Annotated in this window: 22 protein-coding genes; 12 read left to right on the plus strand and 10 right to left on the minus strand. The window is 68.6% G+C overall.

Annotation, left to right across the window (positions count from 1 at the left end):
• Nucleotides 1-70: 70 nt before the first annotated feature.
• From AXE84_RS05640 to AXE84_RS05650, 3 genes are read right to left on the minus strand one after another with little or no spacing between them, the layout of a single operon-like run.
• The gene (locus tag AXE84_RS05640) at nt 71-814 is read right to left on the minus strand and encodes a hypothetical protein (protein WP_060957160.1); all 744 of its coding nucleotides are present in this window, start codon (nt 812-814) and stop codon (nt 71-73) included.
• Nucleotides 811-1,620, minus strand: coding sequence for an ABC transporter (locus AXE84_RS05645; protein ID WP_060957161.1), 810 nt, complete (start codon nt 1,618-1,620; stop codon nt 811-813). The genes AXE84_RS05640 and AXE84_RS05645 overlap by 4 nt, the downstream gene beginning before the upstream one ends.
• Nucleotides 1,617-2,420 (minus strand): ABC transporter ATP-binding protein, encoded by an 804-nt coding sequence (locus AXE84_RS05650; RefSeq protein WP_060957162.1) that lies wholly within the window; start codon nt 2,418-2,420, stop codon nt 1,617-1,619. The genes AXE84_RS05645 and AXE84_RS05650 overlap by 4 nt, the downstream gene beginning before the upstream one ends.
• Nucleotides 2,421-2,550: 130 nt before the next feature.
• On the opposite strand from AXE84_RS05650, the gene AXE84_RS05655 reads away from it, so the two are divergent.
• The 4 genes from AXE84_RS05655 (at nt 2,551) to AXE84_RS05670 (ending at nt 5,452) form a co-directional block, all read left to right on the plus strand.
• Nucleotides 2,551-3,615, plus strand: coding sequence for a sensor histidine kinase (locus AXE84_RS05655; RefSeq protein ID WP_060957163.1), 1,065 nt, complete (start codon nt 2,551-2,553; stop codon nt 3,613-3,615).
• A complete protein-coding gene (locus tag AXE84_RS05660) occupies nt 3,612-4,334 on the plus strand; it encodes a response regulator (RefSeq protein ID WP_060957164.1) in 723 nt (240 codons plus the stop codon). The genes AXE84_RS05655 and AXE84_RS05660 overlap by 4 nt, the downstream gene beginning before the upstream one ends.
• A gap of 120 nt (nt 4,335-4,454) precedes the next feature.
• Entirely contained in the window at nt 4,455-5,186 is a 732-nt protein-coding gene (locus tag AXE84_RS05665; RefSeq protein WP_150116254.1) for a RelA/SpoT domain-containing protein, read from the plus strand.
• Nucleotides 5,183-5,452 carry a hypothetical protein gene (locus AXE84_RS05670; RefSeq protein WP_060957166.1) on the plus strand — a complete coding sequence of 90 codons (270 nt, stop codon included), beginning with the start codon at nt 5,183-5,185 and terminating at the stop codon, nt 5,450-5,452. The genes AXE84_RS05665 and AXE84_RS05670 overlap by 4 nt, the downstream gene beginning before the upstream one ends.
• A gap of 156 nt (nt 5,453-5,608) precedes the next feature.
• Here the strand turns inward: AXE84_RS05670 and AXE84_RS05675 are convergent, their stop codons facing one another.
• Nucleotides 5,609-6,772, minus strand: a complete 1,164-nt coding sequence (locus AXE84_RS05675; protein ID WP_060957167.1) for a bifunctional glycosyltransferase family 2/GtrA family protein — start codon at nt 6,770-6,772, stop codon at nt 5,609-5,611.
• Nucleotide 6,773: 1 nt separating this feature from the next.
• On the minus strand, nt 6,774-7,805 hold the full coding sequence (locus AXE84_RS05680; protein WP_060957168.1) for a phosphodiester glycosidase family protein: 1,032 nt from the start codon (nt 7,803-7,805) through the stop codon (nt 6,774-6,776).
• 299 nt (nt 7,806-8,104) lie between these two features.
• On the opposite strand from AXE84_RS05680, the gene AXE84_RS05685 reads away from it, so the two are divergent.
• From AXE84_RS05685 to AXE84_RS05710, 6 genes are all read left to right on the plus strand, one after another.
• On the plus strand, nt 8,105-8,269 hold the full coding sequence (locus tag AXE84_RS05685) for a hypothetical protein (RefSeq protein WP_236750176.1): 165 nt from the start codon (nt 8,105-8,107) through the stop codon (nt 8,267-8,269).
• Nucleotides 8,266-8,982: an ABC transporter ATP-binding protein gene (locus AXE84_RS05690; RefSeq protein ID WP_060957170.1), complete on the plus strand. Its 717-nt coding sequence runs from the start codon at nt 8,266-8,268 to the stop codon at nt 8,980-8,982. Before AXE84_RS05685 ends, AXE84_RS05690 begins: the two co-directional genes overlap by 4 nt.
• Before the next feature lie 19 nt (nt 8,983-9,001).
• On the plus strand, nt 9,002-10,099 hold the full coding sequence (locus tag AXE84_RS05695; RefSeq protein ID WP_236750177.1) for a hypothetical protein: 1,098 nt from the start codon (nt 9,002-9,004) through the stop codon (nt 10,097-10,099).
• Nucleotides 10,100-10,278: 179 nt separating this feature from the next.
• The gene (locus tag AXE84_RS05700; protein WP_060957172.1) at nt 10,279-11,451 is read left to right on the plus strand and encodes an ABC transporter substrate-binding protein; all 1,173 of its coding nucleotides are present in this window, start codon (nt 10,279-10,281) and stop codon (nt 11,449-11,451) included.
• Nucleotides 11,451-12,626 carry a FecCD family ABC transporter permease gene (locus AXE84_RS05705; protein WP_081093091.1) on the plus strand — a complete coding sequence of 392 codons (1,176 nt, stop codon included), beginning with the start codon at nt 11,451-11,453 and terminating at the stop codon, nt 12,624-12,626. Before AXE84_RS05700 ends, AXE84_RS05705 begins: the two co-directional genes overlap by 1 nt.
• Nucleotides 12,623-13,381 carry an ABC transporter ATP-binding protein gene (locus AXE84_RS05710; protein ID WP_060957173.1) on the plus strand — a complete coding sequence of 253 codons (759 nt, stop codon included), beginning with the start codon at nt 12,623-12,625 and terminating at the stop codon, nt 13,379-13,381. The genes AXE84_RS05705 and AXE84_RS05710 overlap by 4 nt, the downstream gene beginning before the upstream one ends.
• Nucleotides 13,382-13,465: 84 nt before the next feature.
• Here AXE84_RS05710 and AXE84_RS05715 read toward each other — a convergent pair whose 3' ends face one another.
• The 5 genes from AXE84_RS05715 to AXE84_RS05735 form a co-directional block, all read right to left on the minus strand.
• Nucleotides 13,466-14,521 carry a tetratricopeptide repeat protein gene (locus tag AXE84_RS05715; protein WP_060957174.1) on the minus strand — a complete coding sequence of 352 codons (1,056 nt, stop codon included), beginning with the start codon at nt 14,519-14,521 and terminating at the stop codon, nt 13,466-13,468.
• Nucleotides 14,518-15,942: an ATP-binding protein gene (locus AXE84_RS05720; protein ID WP_060957175.1), complete on the minus strand. Its 1,425-nt coding sequence runs from the start codon at nt 15,940-15,942 to the stop codon at nt 14,518-14,520. The genes AXE84_RS05715 and AXE84_RS05720 overlap by 4 nt, the downstream gene beginning before the upstream one ends.
• Nucleotides 15,943-16,180: 238 nt before the next feature.
• Nucleotides 16,181-16,597 carry a hypothetical protein gene (locus tag AXE84_RS05725; RefSeq protein ID WP_060957176.1) on the minus strand — a complete coding sequence of 139 codons (417 nt, stop codon included), beginning with the start codon at nt 16,595-16,597 and terminating at the stop codon, nt 16,181-16,183.
• A 76-nt stretch (nt 16,598-16,673) separates the two neighbouring features.
• A complete protein-coding gene (locus tag AXE84_RS05730) occupies nt 16,674-16,943 on the minus strand; it encodes a hypothetical protein (protein WP_236750178.1) in 270 nt (89 codons plus the stop codon).
• 5 nt (nt 16,944-16,948) lie between these two features.
• Nucleotides 16,949-17,287 (minus strand): hypothetical protein, encoded by a 339-nt coding sequence (locus AXE84_RS05735; protein ID WP_236750179.1) that lies wholly within the window; start codon nt 17,285-17,287, stop codon nt 16,949-16,951.
• A gap of 671 nt (nt 17,288-17,958) precedes the next feature.
• On the opposite strand from AXE84_RS05735, the gene dnaK reads away from it, so the two are divergent.
• Together dnaK and AXE84_RS05745 are read left to right on the plus strand one after the other, a co-directional pair.
• Nucleotides 17,959-19,818 (plus strand): molecular chaperone DnaK, encoded by a 1,860-nt coding sequence (dnaK, locus tag AXE84_RS05740; protein ID WP_060957177.1) that lies wholly within the window; start codon nt 17,959-17,961, stop codon nt 19,816-19,818.
• Nucleotides 19,815-20,444: a nucleotide exchange factor GrpE gene (locus tag AXE84_RS05745; protein ID WP_003788850.1), complete on the plus strand. Its 630-nt coding sequence runs from the start codon at nt 19,815-19,817 to the stop codon at nt 20,442-20,444. The genes dnaK and AXE84_RS05745 overlap by 4 nt, the downstream gene beginning before the upstream one ends.
• Nucleotides 20,445-20,549: the final 105 nt, after the last annotated feature.

Genomic DNA, 20,549 nt, shown 5'->3' on the forward strand with positions numbered 1-20,549 from the left:
GCGCCGTTACCCGCTTCGGCTCGGACTTTGAGGGACCGCGGCCGGCCCCGTACGTGTGGCGTCCTGATGCTCATCCGTCCGCCCGCACCAGCCGGACGATGCCGGCTATCTGGGCGGCCGTCGTCCAGGCCAGGATGATGAGTCCGGCGGAGGTGACGTCCGCCCGCGATGTGTCGGCCGCCAGCCAGATCTGGGCTGCCTGCCCCGGGAGCCAGCGGGCGGCGTCGCCCAGGAACACGGCCAGCTGCGGTGCCAGAATCACCAGCGCTACGGCCGCCGTCGAGGCACCGATAACGCTGTGCAGCGCCGCACCGAGCCCAGCCGACAGCAGCAGCACCGCCGTCAACCAGACCACGGTCCTCCCTCCGGCCCACAGTGCCACCGTCGACATCGTCGGGCACGCCGCCAGGCTCACCCCGACCAGGACGCTCGCCGCCACCAGTCCCGCACCGGCCAGCACTATGAGTCGTGCCACCGCCAGCCGCCCCCGCGCCGGCATCACCAGCAGACTCGTCATGCCCTGCGCCGTGGAGTGCTCAGCTCCCGCCGAGGCCACCCCGGCCGCCACGAAGCCGATCTGCACCGCCAGAGCCCATACCGGAGCGACCTCCTCGAACCCGAGGCCCCGCCCATCCACCACGTCACGCAGAACCGACATCATCGTTACGGCCGCCGCCGTGCCCGCCACCGCCGCCGACCACCACATCGCCGGCAGCGTCACCACCTTCACCAGCTCTGCGTGCAGCGCCCGCCCCCAGACTGTCGTCACCCCAGCGGTGGCCCTCACCCTGCTGGTCGCACCGGCCCCGCTCATGCGTCCCGCCTCATCCACACCCAGCAGCACACCGCCGCACACCCGCCCGCCCACGCCGCGCAGACGGCGGCCGCCATCGGGATCGACAGCAGCTCGACGAGCCGGTCGTAGTTGAGCGTCGTCGGGTTCGCAATGAGCCGCACCGCCGCCGTGTCCGGCAGGAACCGGGCCGCATCGGTGGACCTGATGAGCAGCACCCCCGGCGAGAGCATCGTCGACATCGCGACGAGAGCCGTCATCGACACCAGCGCGCTGCGCGTCACCATCGCCAGCGCCATCGACGCCAGCGCCGAGAACACCCACCACGTCAGGATCCCCGTCAGCATCCACCACGGCACCAACTCGAAGGGCACGTTCGCCCCAAGCAGGTGCCGGCACAGCGCGAAAGTTCCTGCCCACGCCGTCGCCAGCAGCACCGTCGCAGCCCCCAGCACCACGAGCAGCTTCGCGGCCACCGATGCCCCGCGCCGCGGCAGCACCAGCATCGTCGTCGCCACCTGACGTGGAGCGCTGGAGGCCCCACTCACGCGCGGATCACTCGCGTACTCGCTGACCACCACACTCACCGCCAGCACCACGATCCCCGTCGTCCCCACGTACAGTCCGATGACGCCGACGTCGCCCAGCCGCGCCGGCGCATCCGGGTCTCCGGCCGCCAGCCGCGCCGCCAGGTCATGATCCGTGTAGTACTCGATCAGGAGCGGCAGGACGACCGCCAACGCAGCCCCCAGCCAGACCCCCGGCAGACCCACCGTCTTGCGCACCTCCGCCTTGAGGGAGCGCACTAGTGCCGGCGCCGCGCTCATGAACGGGCCCCGTCTTCGCGCTCGGTCCGGCCCGCCCGGTCGGCCCGTCCAGTCCGGCCAGCCTGACCGGCCCCACCGCCGGCCCCGCTGCCGGTCTCGCCCCCGGTCGGGGCGGTCAGTGAGAAGAACGCCTCCTCCAGGTTCGCGTAACCCGCCGCGACCTCCTCCAGCGTCCCGGCCGCCCGCACCCGCCCGCCGGCGATGACGACGACGTCGTCGGCCACCTCAGCCAGCTCGGCCAGAACATGACTGGACAGCAGGACCGTGCCCCCGGCATCGGCCCGCTGCCGAAGCAGCCTGCGGATCCACCGGATCCCCTCCGGGTCCAGGCCGTTGACCGGCTCGTCGAGGATGAGCACCTCCGGGTCGCCCAGCAGTGCCGTCGCCAGCCCCAGGCGCTGCCCCATTCCCAGGGAGAAGGTGCGCACCCGCCGCCCGGCCGCCTCACTCAGCCCGACGACGTCGAGTACCTCAGCCACCCGACGCCGGCTGATTCCCGCCCCCGAGGCCACCCAACCCAGGTGACCGCGGGCCGTGCGCGAGGGGTGCGCGCCCGAGCCGTCGAGCACCGCTCCCACCGTGCGCAGCGGCTCACGCAGCTCGCGGTAGGGGCGCCCGCCGATGAGCGCCCGCCCGCCGTCGGCCCGGTCCAGACCCAGCAGGCACCGCAGGGTCGAGGACTTCCCAGCGCCATTCGGCCCCACGAATCCGGTGACGCGGCCCGGACGCGCCTCCAGGCTCACGCCGTGAAGCACCTCCCGCGCCCCGTGCCGCTTGACGAGGTTCTCAATAGCGATCATGGGTCAACTCCAGCGCGCCGAGCGGCAGCGCGCATCGGCCGCCCAGCCGAGGCGGTCCCGCCACCTCAGACCTAGGTCCGTCAGACCCAGGTTCGATGAAGCGCCCGAGCCGCCTTCCTAGACTGGCCGCGTGCCAGCCCCAGACGTCCCACCGCGCCACTCGCCGTTCGGGCGCGCCATCACCGGGCTGACCGTGATTGTTCTTGGCCTGGGCACCCTGGTCGGCTACTCCCCGGATCCTTCTCGGCGCGCCCAGATGACGGTGCTGCTCGTCATGGCCGGGCTCGTCGCCGCCTCCCTGTGGCTGCGGCGGCGCGACCGGCGTGCCCACGAGCGGCGCCTGACCCAGGAGACCGCCGCGCGCGCCGTCGCCGAGGACCGCCTCGTCATCGCCCGTGAGCTGCACGACGCCGTCTCCGGCAACCTCGGCGCCATCACCGTGCGCTGCGCCGTGGCCCGGCGCCTCGAGATCACCCCCGACGGGCTGCGAACCGCACTCGACGACGTTGAGACCGCCTCCCGCGAGGCCACTGACGCGTTGCGGCGCATGCTCGCCGTCCTGCGCGACGAGAACATGCCCCCGATGCCCGGGGCGCTGGCGGCGATCCCGGCGGGAGACGCGGCGGCAGCCGGCCCCGGCCCCGTCAACAGCCTCGCCGAGGCCCTTCTGGAGCTGATCGGCAGGGCCCGCCGCACCGGCGTGGCCGTCGATCTCGACGCCGATGCGCCGCACATCGGCGCAGATGCGGGCGCTGCCCGACCCGCGGCGATGACCGATGGTCTCCCGGCTTCGACGGCGCAGGCCGCTACCCGGGTCGTGGCCGAGGCCCTGGCCAACACCGCCCGCCACGCCGGCCCCACGCGCGCCCGCGTGACTCTTCGCCGCGAGTCAGGACGGCTGCGCATCGCCGTCGTCGACGACGGGCCCGCGACCGGATGGGAGCCTCACCCCGGGGCCGGGCAAGGACTGCGCGGACTTCACGAGACCCTGACCGCGCTCGGCGGAACCCTGACCGCCGGCCCCCGCGCCGACGCTCCCGGCTTCGCCGTCGAAGCCATCCTGCCCGTCCCCACCGACGACGCGGCCGGGGCCACCAGCAGCACCCGGCGTTCCGGAGACAGCACGGGCCCGGAACGCAGACCCACCAGTGAGTCACCGGTTACCGATCCCAGGAGCGACAGGGGCAAGCCATGATGGACTCCAGCAACGCGCCGACCGACAAGACCGACGAGGCTCCCGGCGCCCCCATCCGGGTCCTCATCGCCGAGGACCAGGCCCTCCTGCGCACCACCCTGGCCGCCCTGCTCGAGGCCGAGCCCGGCATGAGCGTCGTCGGCCTGGCCGAGGACGGTGCCCGTGCGGTCACCCTGGCCGCCGAGCTGCGCCCCGATGTCGTCCTCATGGACATCCAGATGCCGGGCCTGACCGGCATCGAGGCCACCAGAAGGATCTGCGCCGACCCGGCGCTCGCGGCCGCGCGCGTCCTCATCCTCACCATGTTCGAGATTGACGACTACGTCCTGGGCGCCCTGCGCGCCGGCGCCTGCGGCTTCCTCCTCAAGGATGCCGACCCGCAGGCTCTCGTCGACGCCGTGCGCACCGTCCATGAGGGGCAGTCGCTGCTCAGCCCCCAGGTGCTGGCCCGCCTCGTGGCCCGCATGCCGCGCACGGCATCGACCGGCACCTCCCGTAGCACCTGGACCGGTGAGGTCGAGGCCCTCACGCCCCGCCAGCGCGAGGTCCTTCTGCTCATCGCCCGGGGTCTGTCCAACAGTGAGATTGAGGTCGAGCTCGGCATCACCCGGGCCACTTGCCGCAGTCACATCACCGCGCTCCTGGCCCGCCTGGGCGCCCGTGACCGCGCCCAGCTCGTCATCGTCGCCTACGAGGCCGGCCTCATCAGCCCCCGTTGAGGTCTGTCATGATGCGAAACTGAGGGTCTCGTTCGCTTGTCCTACCGTCGCATAGACTCGAGGCTACGAGGACGAGGCGTGAGAAGCAGTGACGTCAGGCTGGATGGAGGGGAGGGGAAGATGCTCTCCAAGAGTGCGGTACGTAAGGCCGGCTCGGTGATGCGACGTCAGGCTGAGGGGAAGGCGTCTCAGGAAGAGGTGGAGCAGGCGCTTGCCGTCGTTAGTGCCTTTCGGGCCTCCTTCGCCGGCCCGCTGGAGGCCGCAAGCGGCGAACTAGCAACTCTTCTGGAAACCCACCAGATTCAGGGGGAAGTGAGTCAACGTCTCAAACGTATGCCTACGATCCTGGAGAAGATCACCTCCAGGGAGTCGAAGCTGGACCTGTCACGAATGCAGGACATTGGCGGTTGTCGCGTGGTGTTGTCTTCGAACAAAATCAGTGAGTTGCGTCGTTTGGAGGCATGTGTACGTGAGCGTTGGGCGGAGGCAGTGAGACGCACCTCGGACTACGTGGGCAGGCCACGAGCATCGGGTTATCGAGCTGTGCACGTGGTTGTTGAGCAGGATCAACGGCTTATTGAGATTCAACTGCGTACGCAGCGCATGCATCAGTGGGCGCAACGCGTCGAAGGGCTGAGTGCTGCTTTCGGTACCAACTATAAGCAGGACGGAGAATCTTTGGTCCAGGAGTATGCGAGACTCACCGCAAAGATGTACATTGCTCTCGATGTCGGTGAGATTCCAGGTCATGAAGACCGGCAACAGTTCGAACGTCTCAGTGCGCTGATCGCTGAGGAGCTGGCAGGACTTGGTAAGAATGTTGGACCCATGTTCGGAGGGGAGAGTATATGAGCGCCAGAACTGGTTCCATCCAGCAGTTCCTTCTCATCTATGACCGTAAGCGAGACGAGCTCTTGTCTCACGAGTCGTTCGGAGAGGATGCTGTGGCCGCAACTACTGCGTACCGTGCCGCTGAGATCGAGTACCAGAATCACCCCGAGATGGACATCGTGCTTGTCGGAGCTAAATCATTGGAGACGATTAAAGTCACGCACAGCACCTACTTCACCGGATCAGCCGCGCGCCTCCTTGATGAGATTCGCGCCGGTGTGAGTTGACTGCCGTGCACTGAGCCGGTTCCCTGACCGAGGGGTGGGCGCGAGGTCGTACCTTAGGGCGTGAGATCGAGGGGTAAGGGTACGACCTCGAGACCTACGGTACGACCTCGCGGAGACTGGCACCGCCCTGGCCGCCCCAACCGCCCCGGGCCCGCCTCACCTCCGCTCCTTGAACACCAGTCGGCGCTGTGCCACATAGCTGGCCACGTAGATGGCCCCGTCGCCGAGAACCTTGGCGATCCCCAGCGGAATCCCGACCGCCGTGAGCGCCTTGAGCATCAGGTAGCTGGCCGCCAGCAGGCTCACCGCCAGGACCGCGTAGCGCACCGCCGTGTGCGCCACTGTCCCGCGCTGCGCCCGGAAGACCCGGCGATTCATGAAGAAGTTCGCCGTCCCGGACACCAGCCGCGCCCCCACGACCGCCGCCAGCAGGCTGCCCGTCATCGCGAAGATGACCATGACACCCAGCCAGTCGATCCCGAAGCTCGCCAGCGACGCCCCCATGAACCGCAGCAGCGGAGCATAGATCCGCGCCGAGTCCTGCACCGGCCGGAAGTGGGAGGAGGTGTTGCCCGGCTCGTAGACCGTGGTGATCTCCACCTGCTCCACCGCCATCCCCAGCTCGTGAGCGCGCAGCAGCGCGGAGAGCTCGTACTCGTAGCGGTCCCCGGGAACCTCCTGCAGCCACGCCAGCCTCCCGGCGGGGTAGCCGCGCAGGCCCGTCTGGGTGTCGCCAAGCCTCCAGCCGGTCGCGCCCCGGAACAGCAGGGCAGTCACGTCGTTACCGATCCGGCTGCGCAGCGGAACCGGCCCGGTGAAGCGCCGCACCCCCAGGGTCATGTGCCCGGTCTCGCGCACCCGCGCGGCTACGGCCTCAATGTCCGACGGCGTGTGCTGCCCGTCGGCGTCGGCGCACACCACATCCGCGTCGGGCCAGGTGGCGGCCGCGTGAGCCAGGCCCGTGCGCAGCGCCTGGCCTTTGCCCTGGTTGACCGGGGAACTGACGACCTCGGCGCCCTGGGTGCGGGCGGCGGAGAAGAAGGGCGCGTACTGCGGCCCCGAGCCGTCGTCGACGACCAGCACCGCGCAGTCCCGGCGCGCCCCGCGCAGACGGGCCACGAGCACGGCCAGGCGCTCATCGGGCTTATAGGCCGGGATGAGGACCACGAGCGTCACCGCCACCCGGGGACGGCGCTCGCCCCCGCCCCGCGCCGCGGTCCGATTGACCGCCGTCCGATTGGCAGCGGTCCGGTTCGCGGGGGCGACGACTCGCGGCAGGATGCGCGGCGAGATCTGAAGGGCTGTGTCGGTGCCGCTCATCTCAGGCTCCGTTCGCGATGTAGAGGATGTCGGAGGTGTCGCGCTCGCCCCCGTTGGAGGGCTGGTTGATGATCGAGCCGTTGAAGTACATGGCTGACGAGCCGCCGCCATCGATGTTGTAGGCGCAGGCGCACCCCAGGTCGGCCATGATCTGGGCGAGCTCGGTCATGGTCACGCCGCGCGAGTAGCCCTCGTTGCGGCCGTCGACGACGACGAGCTTGAGGTGGTTCGTCTCCACCCACCCCACGGCGGTACGCGGCTGCTTGCCCTGGATGGAGTGGTTGCCGACGTTGGTGTCCACCTCGACCTGGTCGATACCGGAGAGCACCTTGGAGTTGTTGACCAGCGCCGGCCCGAAGGACAGCGTGTTCCACACGCCTGCGTCCAGAAGCGTCTGGGCCTTGGTAGTGGTCTCGTCGTAGACCTCCACGCGCCCGTCGCTGTAGAAGGCCATACCGTCGCGCGTGCCGCTGTCGCGGTAGATGACGCCGTTGCGGATGAGGATGCCGTCGCTGCGGAAGCCGTAGTAGTCGCCGTTAATGGCCAGGATCGCGTCGTGCTCGGAGGCCATCGTGGTGGGCTTGGCGACGATGTTGGTGCCGTAGGAGTTATTGGCGAAGGCGCTGCGCAGGTCGGTGGCGTTGGTGAGCTTGACGTCGGCCACGTAGTAGGTGATGGTGTCGCTGCCCGAACCGGTGGAGACCTGCTCAATCTGGATGCTCGTATTCGATGAGGAGTAGGAGTTGTCACCGACCGTCACGTTCGTGGCCGGGGTCGCCGAGGAGCCTGCCGCCTTCTGCGCCTTGGCCTCCAGGGCGGTGACGTCGCCGACCTCCACGTGGTCGATGACGAAGCGGTCGAGCGCCCAGGCGCTGGTGCCGGTGGCGGCCAGACCCAGGACGGCGGCGCCACCCAGGAGGAAGCGGCGGCGCGGGTGCTTCCGGGACGTCGAGGAGCGGTCGCGCCGGCCGGAGTCGTGGTCCTGGCCGGACTGGGGTGACTCGGGCAGGCTGAGGGTGTCGGAGCTGTGCATGACTCAACCGTGTCGGCCCCGCGTATGCCAGGCGTAGGTTGACCTTGTGGGTCTCCTGTGAAGCCGCACCGGGCGGAACGACGCTGAGAATGCCGGCGCGTCAGGTGTCAATACTCCCGGAGGGTGAGAGTCCTGCGCGCAGATGGTCCCTGAATTCCTTTCAAGGGGCCTGACCTGGGCATACAGTGAAGGGAGAGCGGGTAGCTGGTGCCCGTAGATGGTGCCCACCGTGAGAATCGGCGGCAAAGGAGGCGGTCGTATTGTCGGAACGGACTCTGCGCATTATTCGCATTGTGGTTGTGGTGCTCAACGTGATGGTGGCCGTCGTCTCCTTCCGGCGGGGAGACACCTCGGCCATGGTCATCGCCATTGCTGTTGCCGCGCTCTTCCTGATCCAGCTGGCCCGTTCATCCTCCGACGGTAGAGGCTGTGGTCGAGACGACCGGACGCCTCCGAGCTCATGAGCGCCGTCGGCGATGCCCCGGCCCACCTCCTCGAGGTTGAGGGCCTGTCCGCCTGGTACGAGCGCGATCGCCCGGTCCTCACCGACGTCTCCTTCACCCTCGAGGCTGGCGAGGCCGTGGGCCTCATCGGCCTCAATGGCGCCGGCAAGACCACGATGCTCACCTCCCTGTGCGACGTCCACCGTGGAGCGCGCTTCGATGTGCTGCGCTATCGGGGGCGGGAGGTGGACCCTGGCGACGAGCGCTTCAAGGCTGCTCGCTACCTCAGCCTCGCCGACGACTCCTCCTTCCCCACCTGGAACCTGGATGCCTTCATCGGCTTCCTCGAGCACGCCTATCGCCTGCGCCCGGACCGTGGCCGCCTCGAGGAGTTGATTGAGGGATTCGACTACGGTCGCTACCGGACCACCTCCTTCTCCCGGCTCTCCAGCGGTTCACGGAAGAAGGCCAACCTCATCGCCGCCTTTTACCTGACCACGCCCCTCCTCTTCCTGGATGAGCCCGTCGACTTCCTCGACTTCACCGCCACCGAGTTCCTGTACCGCAGCATCAACGACGCTGCCGCATCCGGCCGCTCGATTCTGCTCAGCTCCCACATCGCTGAGTCCTTCACCCGCTGCACCCGGCGCCTCTACGTGCTCTCCGCCGGCCGGATGACCGGTCCCTTGACCACCCCCGAGGAATCCGATGCCGTGGCGGCGCTGGTCAGTTAGCCGGGCCGCCCTGAAGGCGGTGATCGGACAGTTCGTGGGGCGTCAGACCGTCCTGGTTGCCGTCATCCTGTGCGCCCTGGCCATCTGGTTCGGGGCGTCGACCGACCTCCGTGTCAACCCGCGCGTCGCGGTCACCGGACTAGTCCTGGCCGCCGTCGGCCTGACGTCCACCATCGCCTCGACCTGGATCGGCTCCGGCCGCTGGGACGACCTGGCCCGCTTCCCTCTCCGGCGCGACGAGCTCGCCCGAGCCACCTGCCTCGTGGCCAACGCCGTCGTCATGCTGGAGGCGGTCGTGCCCATCGTCCTGTTCGTCCTGCTCGCCGGTGGCGGAGGAAGTGGCCGGAGTCCCGGAATGGGCATTACTGCGACGACGGCGGTGGAGATGGTCGTCGTCGGGCTGGGGGCCGGGGCGCTGGGGCTGATCCTGTGGGCGGGGGAGCGGGCCTGCCTGCGCTGGACGGCCGCTGGGGCTCTCGTTGTTGGGACACTCCTCTGGTGGCTCGCGCCCGCGGCCTCGGCCCTCCTTTGTGAGGCCTGTGCTCTGACTGCGATGGCGCGTTCCCGAGATCTGCAAGCGCGCCGCACACAGGTGGGAACTGTCCGGGGTGGCCGCCGCAGCCTGGTCCTGGGCGAGCTGGCCACCGTGCGCACCACGCAGGTCAATACTCTGATGATGCTTGCGGTCGCACTGGTCTTCACCTACACCATGGCCAGCCGTGGGCTGATCATTCCGATGACCATGGCCTTCGTTGTCGTCAATACGCCACTGAATGCCTACTTCTCCCGCTACCTCAGCACTCGCGCGGTGGTGATGGCCGCACCCGGATCGAGACGGGTCATGGCCGCCTATGCCAGGGGCCTCGCACTGTTGTATATGGCGTCCAACTGTCTGGTGGGTGTGTTCGTCGTCTGGCTGGGCGGCGGTTTTGTCGAGACCGTTGTGGCCGGAGTGGTGGCCTCGCTCGCTGGAGCGGTGACTGCGGTCCTCCTGGAGATCTACTGGCCGCTGACGGGCTGGAAGTCCGAACGTGACGTCATGCGTCACCCACGCAAGTACCTCCCGCCGGCTGCGGCGCTGCTCGCCGTCATGATCGTCCACGCGCTCGCGCCGTAGTTGGCCCGCTCGGCCTGCGGCGACTCGTCGCGAGCGGACCCCTGTGCCAACCTCTACATACCTCCCGTAAGATTTGTATGACCTTACTAAAATTAGATGAGATCCCTTGTCAAATTAACTGAGGTAGCCCTAAGGTCCTAGGTGCTTTGTGTTCGCCCTCGCCTCACCGAAGGACTCTTATGCGCCGTCGTACCCTGCTCATGGCCCTCCCACTGACCGCCGTCCTCGCCAGCTGCGGAGTCGCCTCCCGCGCCGGCAAGGGCTCCAGCGCCGGCGCCTCCGCGGGCGCCTCCAACGGCGGCTTCGAGGTCACCGACGTCGTCGGCCGCAAGGTCACCTTCAGCGCCCAGCCCAAGAGGATCGTCCTGAGCGAGTCTCGCCACGTCTACTCCCTGGCCTTCCTCAACAAGACCAACCCCATCGACAAGGTGGTCGCCTGGGGCGAGGACCTCCAGAAGGCCGCCCCCGACTTCTACGAGAAGATCCTCTCCGTGGCCCCCAAGGCCGCCGACCTGCCGAAGATCGGCAACATCGCCAAGGACGGCCTGCCCATCGAGACCCTGGTGAGCCACAAGCCCGACGTCTTCATCATGACTCTGGACGCCTACAACTCCGCTAAGGAGAAGGGCTACCTCGAGAAGCTGGACGGCCAGAAGATCACCTACGTCGTCACCGACTTCCGCCGCGACCCGGTGAAGAACACCGTCCCCTCGGTCACCCTCATGGGCGCCGTCTTCGACAAGCGCAAGGAGGCCGAGACCTTCGTCAGCTTCTACAAGAAGCAGGTCGATCCCATCGTGGCCAAGGCGAAGTCCCTGTCCTCCAAGCCCACCACCTTCTTGTGGCGTGGCCCGGGTGTCAACGACCCCGGCTCCACCTACTCCACCGCGAACCTCGGTGCGATCGTCACCGCCACCGGCGGCACCAACATCGCCGACAGCCTCCTGTCCGGCGAGGAGGGCGTGCTCACCCCCGAGCAGGTCATCGCCTCCAACCCCCAGCACATCATCGCCACCGGCGGCGAGTGGCAGCAGCAGAAGATCAAGGACACCGCCCAGACCAGCTACGTCCACCTCGGCTACAAGGCCGACGAGGCCTCCGCCAAGGCCAGCCTGGAGCAGCTGAAGAACCAGCCCGGCTACGACCAGATCCAGGCCTTCACCGACCGGCACGTCTACGGCATCTACCACCAGTTCTACGACGCCCCCTACAACTTCATCGCCTACCTCACCTTCGCCAAGTGGCAGAACCCCGAGGCCTTCTCCGACGTCGACCCCGCCAAGGTCTGGAAGGACTTCCACGAGCAGCACATGCCCTGGAAGGCCGAGGGCGTCTTCTTCGCCGCGATCTGATGGGGGACCCCCACGTCACGGCTCCTTCCGACGACGTCGCAGCGCACCAGTCCGATACCGGCCGGGTACCGGACGGTGCGGCGTCGACGACGAAGGCCGACGGGCCGGCCGATGCGCCCACGGACACGGCGGCGTCGGCCTACGCCTCCTACCGCCGTCGAACCGCGCGGCGAGTCGCGATGCTCCTGGGGCTGGCCACGCTGCTCCTGACCGTCTTCCTCGTGGCCCTCATGGTGGGGCCCCTCGGGTTCAGCCCGGCCCAGGTGCTCGGAGCCCTCTTCGACGCCGACTACGACCCGTGGGTCGCCAACATCGTCATCAACCTGCGCCTGCCGCCGGCGCTGCTCGCGGTCCTGGTCGGCGGGGCACTGTCCCTGGCCGGCGTCCAGATGCAGACGATCCTCGACAACCCGTTGGCCGAGCCCTTCACCCTGGGGATCTCGGCGGCCTCGGCCCTGGGGGCGGCGCTGGCCATCGTCACGGGCCTCGTGCTGCCTGTGGCCACCGGCGCCACCCTGCCGATCGTGGCGATGACGGCGGGGCTGGCGGCCTCCCTCACCATTGCGATGGTCTCGAGGCTGCCCTCGGTGACCAAGGAGATGACGATCCTGCTGGGCATCGCCCTGGTCTTCAGCTGCCAGGCGCTCCTGGCGCTCGTGCAGTACCGGGCCTCCACCGAGAGCCTCCAGCAGATCGTGTTCTGGTCGATGGGCTCCCTCATGCGCGCCACCTGGCCGGCCGTGGGCACCGTCTCGGCGGCCCTGCTCGTGGCCACGCCCGTCTTCTGGGTCAACGGCTGGCGGCTGACCGCCATCACCCTGGGGGAGGCGCGAGCCGCAGCCATGGGCATCAACGTGGCGCGCCTGCGGGCGTGGACCCTGGTCGGCGTCTCGTTGCTGGCCGCCCTGTCCGTGGCCTTCGTCGGGATCATCGGGTTCGTGGGACTCGTGGGGCCGCACATGGCCCGTGGCCTGGTGGGGGAGGACCAGCGCTTCCTCGTGCCCGCTTCCATCCTGTGCGGCGCCACTCTGCTGACCGCCGCCCACACCGCCAGCCAGCTCATCGTGCCGGGTGTCGCCGTCCCCGTCGGCATCCTGACCGCCCTGGTGGGTGTGCCGGTGTTCCTCACCATCATCTTCGGACGTCAGCGCTCGGCGGTCAGGAGCGGTTCATGAGCCTCATCCTGAACGACCTCACCTTCTCCTACGGCAGGCGGGCCGTCCTTAAGGGTGTCGACGCCACCTGGGAGACGGGCCAGACGGTCGGGCTGCTCGGCCCCAACGGCGCCGGCAAGTCCACCCTGGTCACCTGCGTGGCCCAGCTGCGCCGCCACCTGGGGGAGGTGAGCTTCGCCGGGCGCCGGGGCCACGACCTGCGCGGCACGATCGGCTACATGCCGCAGGGACTGCCCGGCGACGCCGCCCTGACCGCCCTGGAGTCGGTGCTCACCGCCTCGCGGCGCGGCATGACCTGGCACACGAGTCGTGCCGACATCGACCTGGCCTGGAGCGCCTTGGACGAGCTCGGGGTGGCCGAGCTGGCCGACCGCCCACTGGGCCAGCTCTCCGGCGGGCAGCGCCAGCTCGTCGCCCTGGCCCAGACACTCGTGCGCGAGCCCGGACTCATCCTGCTCGACGAGCCCACCTCCGCCCTCGACCTGCGCCGCCAGGTCTCGGTCCTCTCCCACGTGCGCCGGATCTGTCACCGGGACACTGGCCGCCTCGCCGTCGTCGCCCTGCACGACCTCAACCTGGCGGCCCGCTTCTGCGACCGCCTCGCCATCCTCGCCGGCGGGACGATCCGCGCCGAGGGGCCGCCCGCCGAGGTGCTCCAGCCCGACATCCTCGCCGAGGTCTACGGGCTGCGAGTGCGGATCGTGCCCGACGGCGACCACGTCATGGTCGCCCCCGAGGCCGAGCAGGGGGCTTGAGCCGGTTCGTCGTCGTGAGCCGCTGTATGCCGCACAGCAGGGGCGCGCGCCGTCCTGCTGGACGTCTCGCCACCGGGGTCGGTGTCAGTCCATCGACAGGCGGGCGGCGATCATGCCGCCGATCAGCATCAGAATCCCCATCCCGAAAGCCCCGGCGAGGATCGCGATACCGCCCATGAGGAGCTGGATGGTGCCCGCACCGAGAGCCAGCCACGTGAGCAGGAGCAGCAGAGCCCAGGCAGTGGCGAGCCGGTGACGGCGGATGAAGGAGCGCGTCATGATCCGGCCGCGGCCGGCGAAGGCGGTATGCAGTGCCCGCACCCGCCGTCCCACCACCCGGAAGGTCAGGGTTGCGCACAGGGCCAGGGGCAGCAGAAGAAGCCACGTGGGCAGGTTCACCAGCCACACGAAAGCGGCTGACATGAGCATGAGCGCGACGCACGCGAGCAAGCCGAGATGAAGGGCTCGCACAGTGCTTAAGAAGATGGAGTCAACGGCCTCACGCGCCTGGATCGGATCAGAGGTTTGAGCCGCGTATGCGGCAGCGGCCTTGGCCGCACCGACATGGTCCCGTTGGTTCTGGCGCAGCTGAGCGAGGTGGAGGAGGGCGCTAGCGTGTGCGGGTTCCAGGGCGAGTGCCTCCTGCAAGGAGGCCTCCGCCGCCTGCGCGTCGGTGTGCATCTGCACCCGCGCTAGAAGCGTGTGGTGATTGGCCGAGCCCGGCGAGAGCCTGACTGCCTCACGCGCGTAGAACTCGGCCTCCTCCGTTCGCCCCATCCCGGCCATCGTCACAGACATGAGATGGAAGACCTGACTGTCCTCCGGGGCCAGGTCCAGGGCGGTCCTCAATGAACGCTCCGCCTCCGGTTCCCTGTCCTGGGCGATCAGGGAACAGGCCAGAAGCCAGTGGGCGTCGGGATTGTTCGGAAGCGCCGCGACGGCTCGGCGGGCCGCGGCCTCAGCCTCCTCGGGGCGATTCGCGCTGCCGTGAGCGGACGACAGCGCCATATAGATGGAGCCGGCCTCGTCCGGGTAGTTGGCGAGCAAGCGGGTCAGGATCTGCATGGCCCGCTCGTACTGGCCGGCGTCGATGAGCCAGTCGGCCCGGTCCATCTCCTGACGGTAGACGTCGTCGCTCATAGCATGCGGTGCCGTTTCATCCACTCGCGCAGCTCCGCATACTCCCCGGAGACGTCGGCGTACTCGACGACGGCGCGCGCGGTCTCGAACCAGGGGCCGCTCGAGGGGCGGACTTCCTTGAGGGCCGCGTACATGTCCTTCATGTTCATGAGCCGAGGCCGGCCGGTGCGCACCGAGTCCATGAGTGCGTTCTCCGCGGCGGAGTCGCACACGTGCGACAGGTCCGCTCCGGTCAGGCCCTCGGTGGCCCGCGCCAGGGCCTGCAGATCGATGCCCTCCACGGGTCGCTCGCGCAGGTGCGTGTGCAGGATGGCGGCGCGCGCCGGCTCGTCCGGCGGCAGGACGAGCAGGGTCCGGTCCAGTCGTCCCGGCCGGCGCAGCGCCGGATCGATGTCCCAGGGGGCGTTGGTGGCGGCCAGCAGGTAGACGCCATCATTGTCACTGCTGACGCCGTCGAGCTCCTCGAGGAGCTGGTTGACGGTGCTGCGCATGCTCGAGTTGCGTGCCAGGGAGCGCTTGATGCCGATGGCGTCGAGCTCGTCGAGGAAGAGAACACAGGGGGTGTGCCTGCGTGCCTGCTGGAAGATGTTGTGGAGGTTGGCCTCGGAGTTGCCGATATAGGGGTCGAGGATGTCGGAGATCGTTACCGACAGGAACCCGGCTCCCATCTCACCGGCCACGGCGCGGGCGATGAAGGTCTTGCCCGTCCCCGGCGGGCCGTACAGGAGCAGGCCGCCGCGCAGGCTCTTGCCGTAGAGCCGGCGCAGCTCGGGATTGCGCATCGGGGCCAGGAACGACGCCTCCAGCCGGTTCTTGACCTCAGTCATGCCGCCGACGTCGGCCAGGCGGATGCCGGCCCGCTCCACCTCCCAGTCCGTGGGGGCGCCGGGGTTGTCGGCCTGGACCGAACGGGGCTCGGAGAGAGCCGGGTCGGCGTCAGAGGACCCGGGGGACTGCGAGGACCCCGAGGACACGAAAGGTGCGGCCGGTCCGCCGCCGAGGTCCTCCTCGGCCCGCCGCCAGTCGAAGTCGCCGGTGCTCCCGGTGCCGTCCGGCGTCGTCGAGCCGGTGGCCACTGGAGCCTGTGGCGGGGTGGGCGCTGGGGGAGTGGTGGCCGCTGAGGGCGGCGGTGAGGGGTGAGAGGCCTCGGCCGGCAAGGGCGCTTCGGCCGCCGGCTCTGCCGCAGTGCCGGCCGTCCTCCCGCCGGGCGCCTGAGCGGTCTGCGGCGAGAGCGCCCTGGACATGAGGGATCTGGCAGCCTCGTCGGTGGGGGCGTGCTGAAGGGCGATGGCGCAGTGAGTCACCGCTTCGGCGCCTCGACCGACCCCGATGAGGAGCTCAGCCAGATGGGTGCGCAGCCGGACGTCGTCCGGAGCGGCCTCCACCGCACGTGTCAGAGAAGCAATCAGTGGGTCGGTCACTCGGTCAGTCTAGAGGCGGACAGTGACACGGGTACTGGTGCCACCGTGTGGAACGGCCCCTCGCTGCGTGCACCGCGTCACGGACATGCGAACTGACTCCTCGGTTGGAAGCTTCTCTACTCTCAGGCCATGACAGCTTCACCGCCCGCCCCATCCGACCAAGGGTTGAGGACGGCCTTCCCCGCCACGCTCCTCATCGCCCTGGCCGCGCTCGCGCGCATCAGCCGGTAGCGCGCGTTCAGGAGGCTGAGCGCAGCCGCGTCGTCGGAAGAGGAAGCTCGATGGCGCCGATGAGGTCCACGGACTTGGCGATGTTGGTGGCCGAGAGGTCCTCCATCGCCCTGGCGACGATGACGCGGTCCCGGTGAATCTCGCGGATCCTGACCCGGGTCCAGCTCGCCTCGCCCGTCTGCAGATTGTCCTCCTCAAGGAGCCAGTCCTCCGCCAGGAGCCGCAGACCGATCTCGTCCAGGACCGCCTCGGCCTCGTCGAGCTCCATGGCCTCGCCGTGCCGGACCCACAGCCGGTCATACGGGATGAACCGGCCGTCCGCACTCATCTCGATATAGCCCACGTGCTCGCCGTCCTCGCGACGCAGGTGGTCGAAGACGTCCTCAGGATCGGGCAGGCCTGCCTGCGGGTGGGGAGCGCTCATACTCGCGAGGCTACCGGGCTGGCGAATGCCTCCACACCGGTGCAGGCCTGTCGTTTCCGACGTGGCCTGATCTACTTCAAGCCACGAGTGGCTGATAGCGCTGGCGGGCGGCTTCACCGGAGGTTCCGACCATATTTCCAATGGCCGCCCAGGACATCCCAGCATCCCGAGCACCTCTGATGGCATCAAGGACGTGTCGTTCGGCCTGGGCCTGTTCAGCAACTGCGTCTCGCAAGGCCGCTAATGCGGCCACGTCGACCTCATCGGCTGCGACTGGCTCGTAGTTCTCGAAGCGGGCGGCCAGCTCGTCGGCATGCGCCAGGATCTCGTCGACAGTACGGGGCATCGTCATCACCTCAGAAACTTCTCTCGGGCACGCATGGCGTGGACGATGACGATTGCGGTGATGCCTTGAATGTAGCCAATCTCGAGAACAAGGGCAGCCCGGTTGGCTCCCAGGAGCATGGTGAAACCATCTCCCATGTCCCAGGCCCGGATGGGGTGGTGATAGGCGTGAAGGATGTCGGCCTCGCTCAGGCCGTGCTTCAGCGCGATCTGGCAATGATCGGATCGTCCACAGATCCAAGGTAACTTGCGATGTGCTGTGTGGTCGAGGGGTGTGGTCCCGGGGTGACGCTGGTGGATGCCGCAGATGCCTTGGCTGACATCGGCGTCGAGCGGGGCGCTCATACGTGCCAGGCTGATGGGTGTCGCCACATCGGTGCAGGCCTGTCCCTTCTGCGGACTGGTGTCACGATTGGCGACTATTCGGGGTGGTGCGGCATCGGTCGGCAACCTCGCAGAGGTGACTTGGGGGCGTCTGTACTGGTCAGGGCTGGTTGTGGGGAGGGGGAGTGTGGCGGGGCGAGGCTGGTGGGCTCTGAAAAGTCGCCAATCGTGACACTTCGGTGGTGCGTGGGGCTGGGTGGGCTGATCGAGAACGTACTTTCGCGCCGAGGACTGCGTTCTCCCACAGAACTCTCGGGTGGGGCCTCAGTCATCTGTGGGAATGTGCAGTCCTCGGCACGTATCGCAGTCCCCGTATGGGGCTGGGATGCGCCGCTCTGACGCGGCCGGAACCGTCCGTCACCTTGTTGCGGCCAGGGCGCTTCGCGAGGCAAGTGGCTCGCGCTGCGTCCGTGTTGCAGGTCAGTGTCGCAGGTCACTGTAGACCTCGGGAATGGACTGCGACCCACCAAGGTTGAGCCAGTCAGACTCAAGGTTGTATGCAGTCAAGTTGACAGAGCCTGACTCAATCACAATCCTGAGTGCATACGACTCAACCTGAAGGCGCCGGAACCTCCGGCCCTCACAACAGACATCAACTGACCACAAACCAGCAATCACAAGGAGCACACCACATGGCACGCGCTGTCGGTATCGACCTGGGTACCACCAACTCTGCTATCGCCGTCCTCGAGGGTGGCGAGCCCACCATCATCCCGAACGCCGAGGGCGGCCGCACGACCCCCTCCGTCGTCGCCTTCTCCAAGTCCGGCGAGATCCTCGTCGGCGAGATCGCCAAGCGTCAGGCGGTCACCAACGTCGATCGCACCATCTCTTCGGTCAAGCGCCACATGGGCACTGACTGGTCCGTCGAGATCGACGACAAGAAGTACACCGCCCAGGAGATCAGCGCCCGCATCCTGGCCAAGCTCAAGGCCGACGCCGAGGCCTACCTGGGTGAGCCCGTCACCAACGCGGTCATCACCGTCCCGGCCTACTTCAACGACGCCGAGCGCCAGGCCACCAAGGAGGCCGGCACCATCGCGGGCCTGACCGTGGACCGCATCGTCAACGAGCCCACCGCCGCGGCCCTGGCCTACGGCCTGGACAAGGGCAAGGAGGACGAGCTCATCCTCGTCTTCGACCTCGGTGGCGGTACCTTCGACGTCTCCCTGCTCGAGGTCGGCAAGGACGACGACGGCTTCTCCACCATCCAGGTGCGCGCCACCAACGGTGACAACCGTCTGGGCGGTGACGACTGGGACGCCCGCATCGTCGACTGGCTGGTCAAGCAGGTCAAGAGCAAGGACGGCGTGGACCTGTCCAAGGACAAGATCGCCATGCAGCGTCTCAAGGACGCCGCCGAGCAGGCCAAGAAGGAGCTGTCCTCGGCGACCTCCACGAACATCAACCTGCAGTACCTCTCCATGAGCGAGTCCGGCCCCATCCACCTCGATGAGAAGCTCACCCGCTCCAACTTCCAGGAGATGACCGCGGACCTGCTCGAGCGCACCAAGATTCCCTTCCACAACGTCATCAAGGACGCCGGGGTTAAGGTCTCCGACATCGACCACGTGGTCCTCGTGGGTGGCTCCACCCGCATGCCCGCTGTCGCCGACGTGGTGCGCGAGCTGACCGGCAAGGACCCCAACAAGGGCGTCAACCCCGATGAGGTCGTCGCCGTCGGCGCGGCCCTCCAGGCCGGCGTCATCCAGGGCGACCGCAGCGACGTCCTGCTCATCGACGTCACGCCGCTGTCCCTGGGCATCGAGACCAAGGGCGGGGTCATGACCAAGCTCATCGAGCGCAACACGGCCATCCCGACCAAGCGCTCCGAGGTCTTCTCCACCGCCGAGGACAACCAGCCCTCCGTGCTCATCCAGGTCTACCAGGGCGAGCGCGAGTTCGCTCGGGACAACAAGCCGCTGGGCACCTTCGAGCTGACCGGCATCGCCCCGGCCCCCCGCGGTGTGCCCCAGATCGAGGTCTCCTTCGACATCGACGCCAACGGCATCGTCCACGTCTCGGCCAAGGACCGCGGCACCGGCAAGGAGCAGTCCATGACCATCTCCGGCGGCTCCGCCCTGCCCAAGGAGGACATCGACCGCATGGTCAAGGAGGCCGAGGCCCACGCCGAGGAGGACAAGAAGCGCCGCGAGGACGCCGAGACCCGCAACTCCGCCGAGCAGCAGGCCTACTCCATCGAGAAGCTCCTCAAGGACAACAAGGACAAGCTGCCCGAGGACGTCCACTCCGAGGTCTCCGAGGCCGTCGCCGACCTCAAGAAGGCCCTCGAGGGTGACGACATCGAGCCGGTCAAGACCGCTCAGGAGAAGCTGAGCTCGGTGGCCCAGAAGGTCGGTGAGGCCCTCTACCAGGCCGACGCCGCCGCCCAGGCCGCGGGTGACGCCTCCGCTTCCTCGGCCGGCTCCACGTCCTCCAACGACGAGGACATCGTGGACGCCGAGATCGTCGACGACGAGGACTCCAAGTGACCTCGGCCGGCCCCACCCCCGAGAACGAGGGCATCGACCCCGAGCTCCAGGCGGCCGTCGAGTCGGCCTTCGAGGAGGTGCCCGACGACGTCCGTGAAGGACTCGCCCAGGGCTCGCCCGAGGGCGCGGCCGGCCAGGCCGACGCCGCCTCCGATGAGGCGGCGGGGGAGGATCCCCTGGCCCAGGCGCAGGCCCAGGCCGCTCAGGCGGCCGACGACCTGGCCCGGGCCCGGGCGGACCTCTACAACCTCCAGCAGGAGTACCAGGGGTTCGTGCGCCGCTCCCGTGAGGGCGCGGCCTCCCACCGGGACGCCGGTGCGGCTGGCGTCGTCGAGGCTCTCATCCCGGTCCTCGACGAGATCGAGCTGGCCCGCCAGCACGGCGACCTGACCGGCACCTTCGAGACCACGGCCGGCAAGCTCGAGTCGATCCTGGCCGAGAAGTACTCCCTGGAGCGCTTCGGCGCCGTGGGTGAGGTCTTCGACCCCACGCTGCACGAGGCCCTCATGGCCACCGAGTCCAGCGAGGTCACCGAGCCCACCATCGCCGCGGTCCTCCAGCCCGGTTACCGCCTGGGTGAGCGCGTCGTGCGCGCCGCCCGCGTCCAGGTCGCCAACCCGGCCTGATACCCACCGCACCACATACCCCGGCCCGACGGCGGACCCGAGCCAGCAGCTCTGGCGGGTCCGGGTCCGCCGTCGGGCCGGCAGGTGCATCAGGACGCCCGAGGC

This window comes from Actinomyces oris (assembly GCF_001553935.1).
GTDB lineage: Bacteria > Actinomycetota > Actinomycetes > Actinomycetales > Actinomycetaceae > Actinomyces > Actinomyces oris_A.

Excerpts from the sequence above, each read along its gene's own strand:
- AXE84_RS05700 (WP_060957172.1), top strand. The coding sequence starts at position 10,279 with ATGCGCCGTCGTACCCTGCTCATGGCCCTCCCACTGACCGCCGTCCTC.
- AXE84_RS05735 (WP_236750179.1), bottom strand. The coding sequence starts at position 17,287 with ATGAGCGCCCCGCTCGACGCCGATGTCAGCCAAGGCATCTGCGGCATC.
- AXE84_RS05665 (WP_150116254.1), top strand. The coding sequence starts at position 4,455 with ATGCTCTCCAAGAGTGCGGTACGTAAGGCCGGCTCGGTGATGCGACGT.
- AXE84_RS05730 (WP_236750178.1), bottom strand. The coding sequence starts at position 16,943 with ATGCCCCGTACTGTCGACGAGATCCTGGCGCATGCCGACGAGCTGGCC.
- AXE84_RS05645 (WP_060957161.1), bottom strand. The coding sequence starts at position 1,620 with ATGAGCGCGGCGCCGGCACTAGTGCGCTCCCTCAAGGCGGAGGTGCGC.
- AXE84_RS05710 (WP_060957173.1), top strand. The coding sequence starts at position 12,623 with ATGAGCCTCATCCTGAACGACCTCACCTTCTCCTACGGCAGGCGGGCC.
- AXE84_RS05650 (WP_060957162.1), bottom strand. The coding sequence starts at position 2,420 with ATGATCGCTATTGAGAACCTCGTCAAGCGGCACGGGGCGCGGGAGGTG.
- AXE84_RS05640 (WP_060957160.1), bottom strand. The coding sequence starts at position 814 with ATGAGCGGGGCCGGTGCGACCAGCAGGGTGAGGGCCACCGCTGGGGTG.
- AXE84_RS05725 (WP_060957176.1), bottom strand. The coding sequence starts at position 16,597 with ATGAGCGCTCCCCACCCGCAGGCAGGCCTGCCCGATCCTGAGGACGTC.
- AXE84_RS05690 (WP_060957170.1), top strand. The coding sequence starts at position 8,266 with ATGAGCGCCGTCGGCGATGCCCCGGCCCACCTCCTCGAGGTTGAGGGC.
- AXE84_RS05670 (WP_060957166.1), top strand. The coding sequence starts at position 5,183 with ATGAGCGCCAGAACTGGTTCCATCCAGCAGTTCCTTCTCATCTATGAC.
- dnaK (WP_060957177.1), top strand. The coding sequence starts at position 17,959 with ATGGCACGCGCTGTCGGTATCGACCTGGGTACCACCAACTCTGCTATC.
- AXE84_RS05705 (WP_081093091.1), top strand. The coding sequence starts at position 11,451 with ATGGGGGACCCCCACGTCACGGCTCCTTCCGACGACGTCGCAGCGCAC.
- AXE84_RS05675 (WP_060957167.1), bottom strand. The coding sequence starts at position 6,772 with ATGAGCGGCACCGACACAGCCCTTCAGATCTCGCCGCGCATCCTGCCG.
- AXE84_RS05680 (WP_060957168.1), bottom strand. The coding sequence starts at position 7,805 with ATGCACAGCTCCGACACCCTCAGCCTGCCCGAGTCACCCCAGTCCGGC.
- AXE84_RS05660 (WP_060957164.1), top strand. The coding sequence starts at position 3,612 with ATGATGGACTCCAGCAACGCGCCGACCGACAAGACCGACGAGGCTCCC.
- AXE84_RS05715 (WP_060957174.1), bottom strand. The coding sequence starts at position 14,521 with ATGAGCGACGACGTCTACCGTCAGGAGATGGACCGGGCCGACTGGCTC.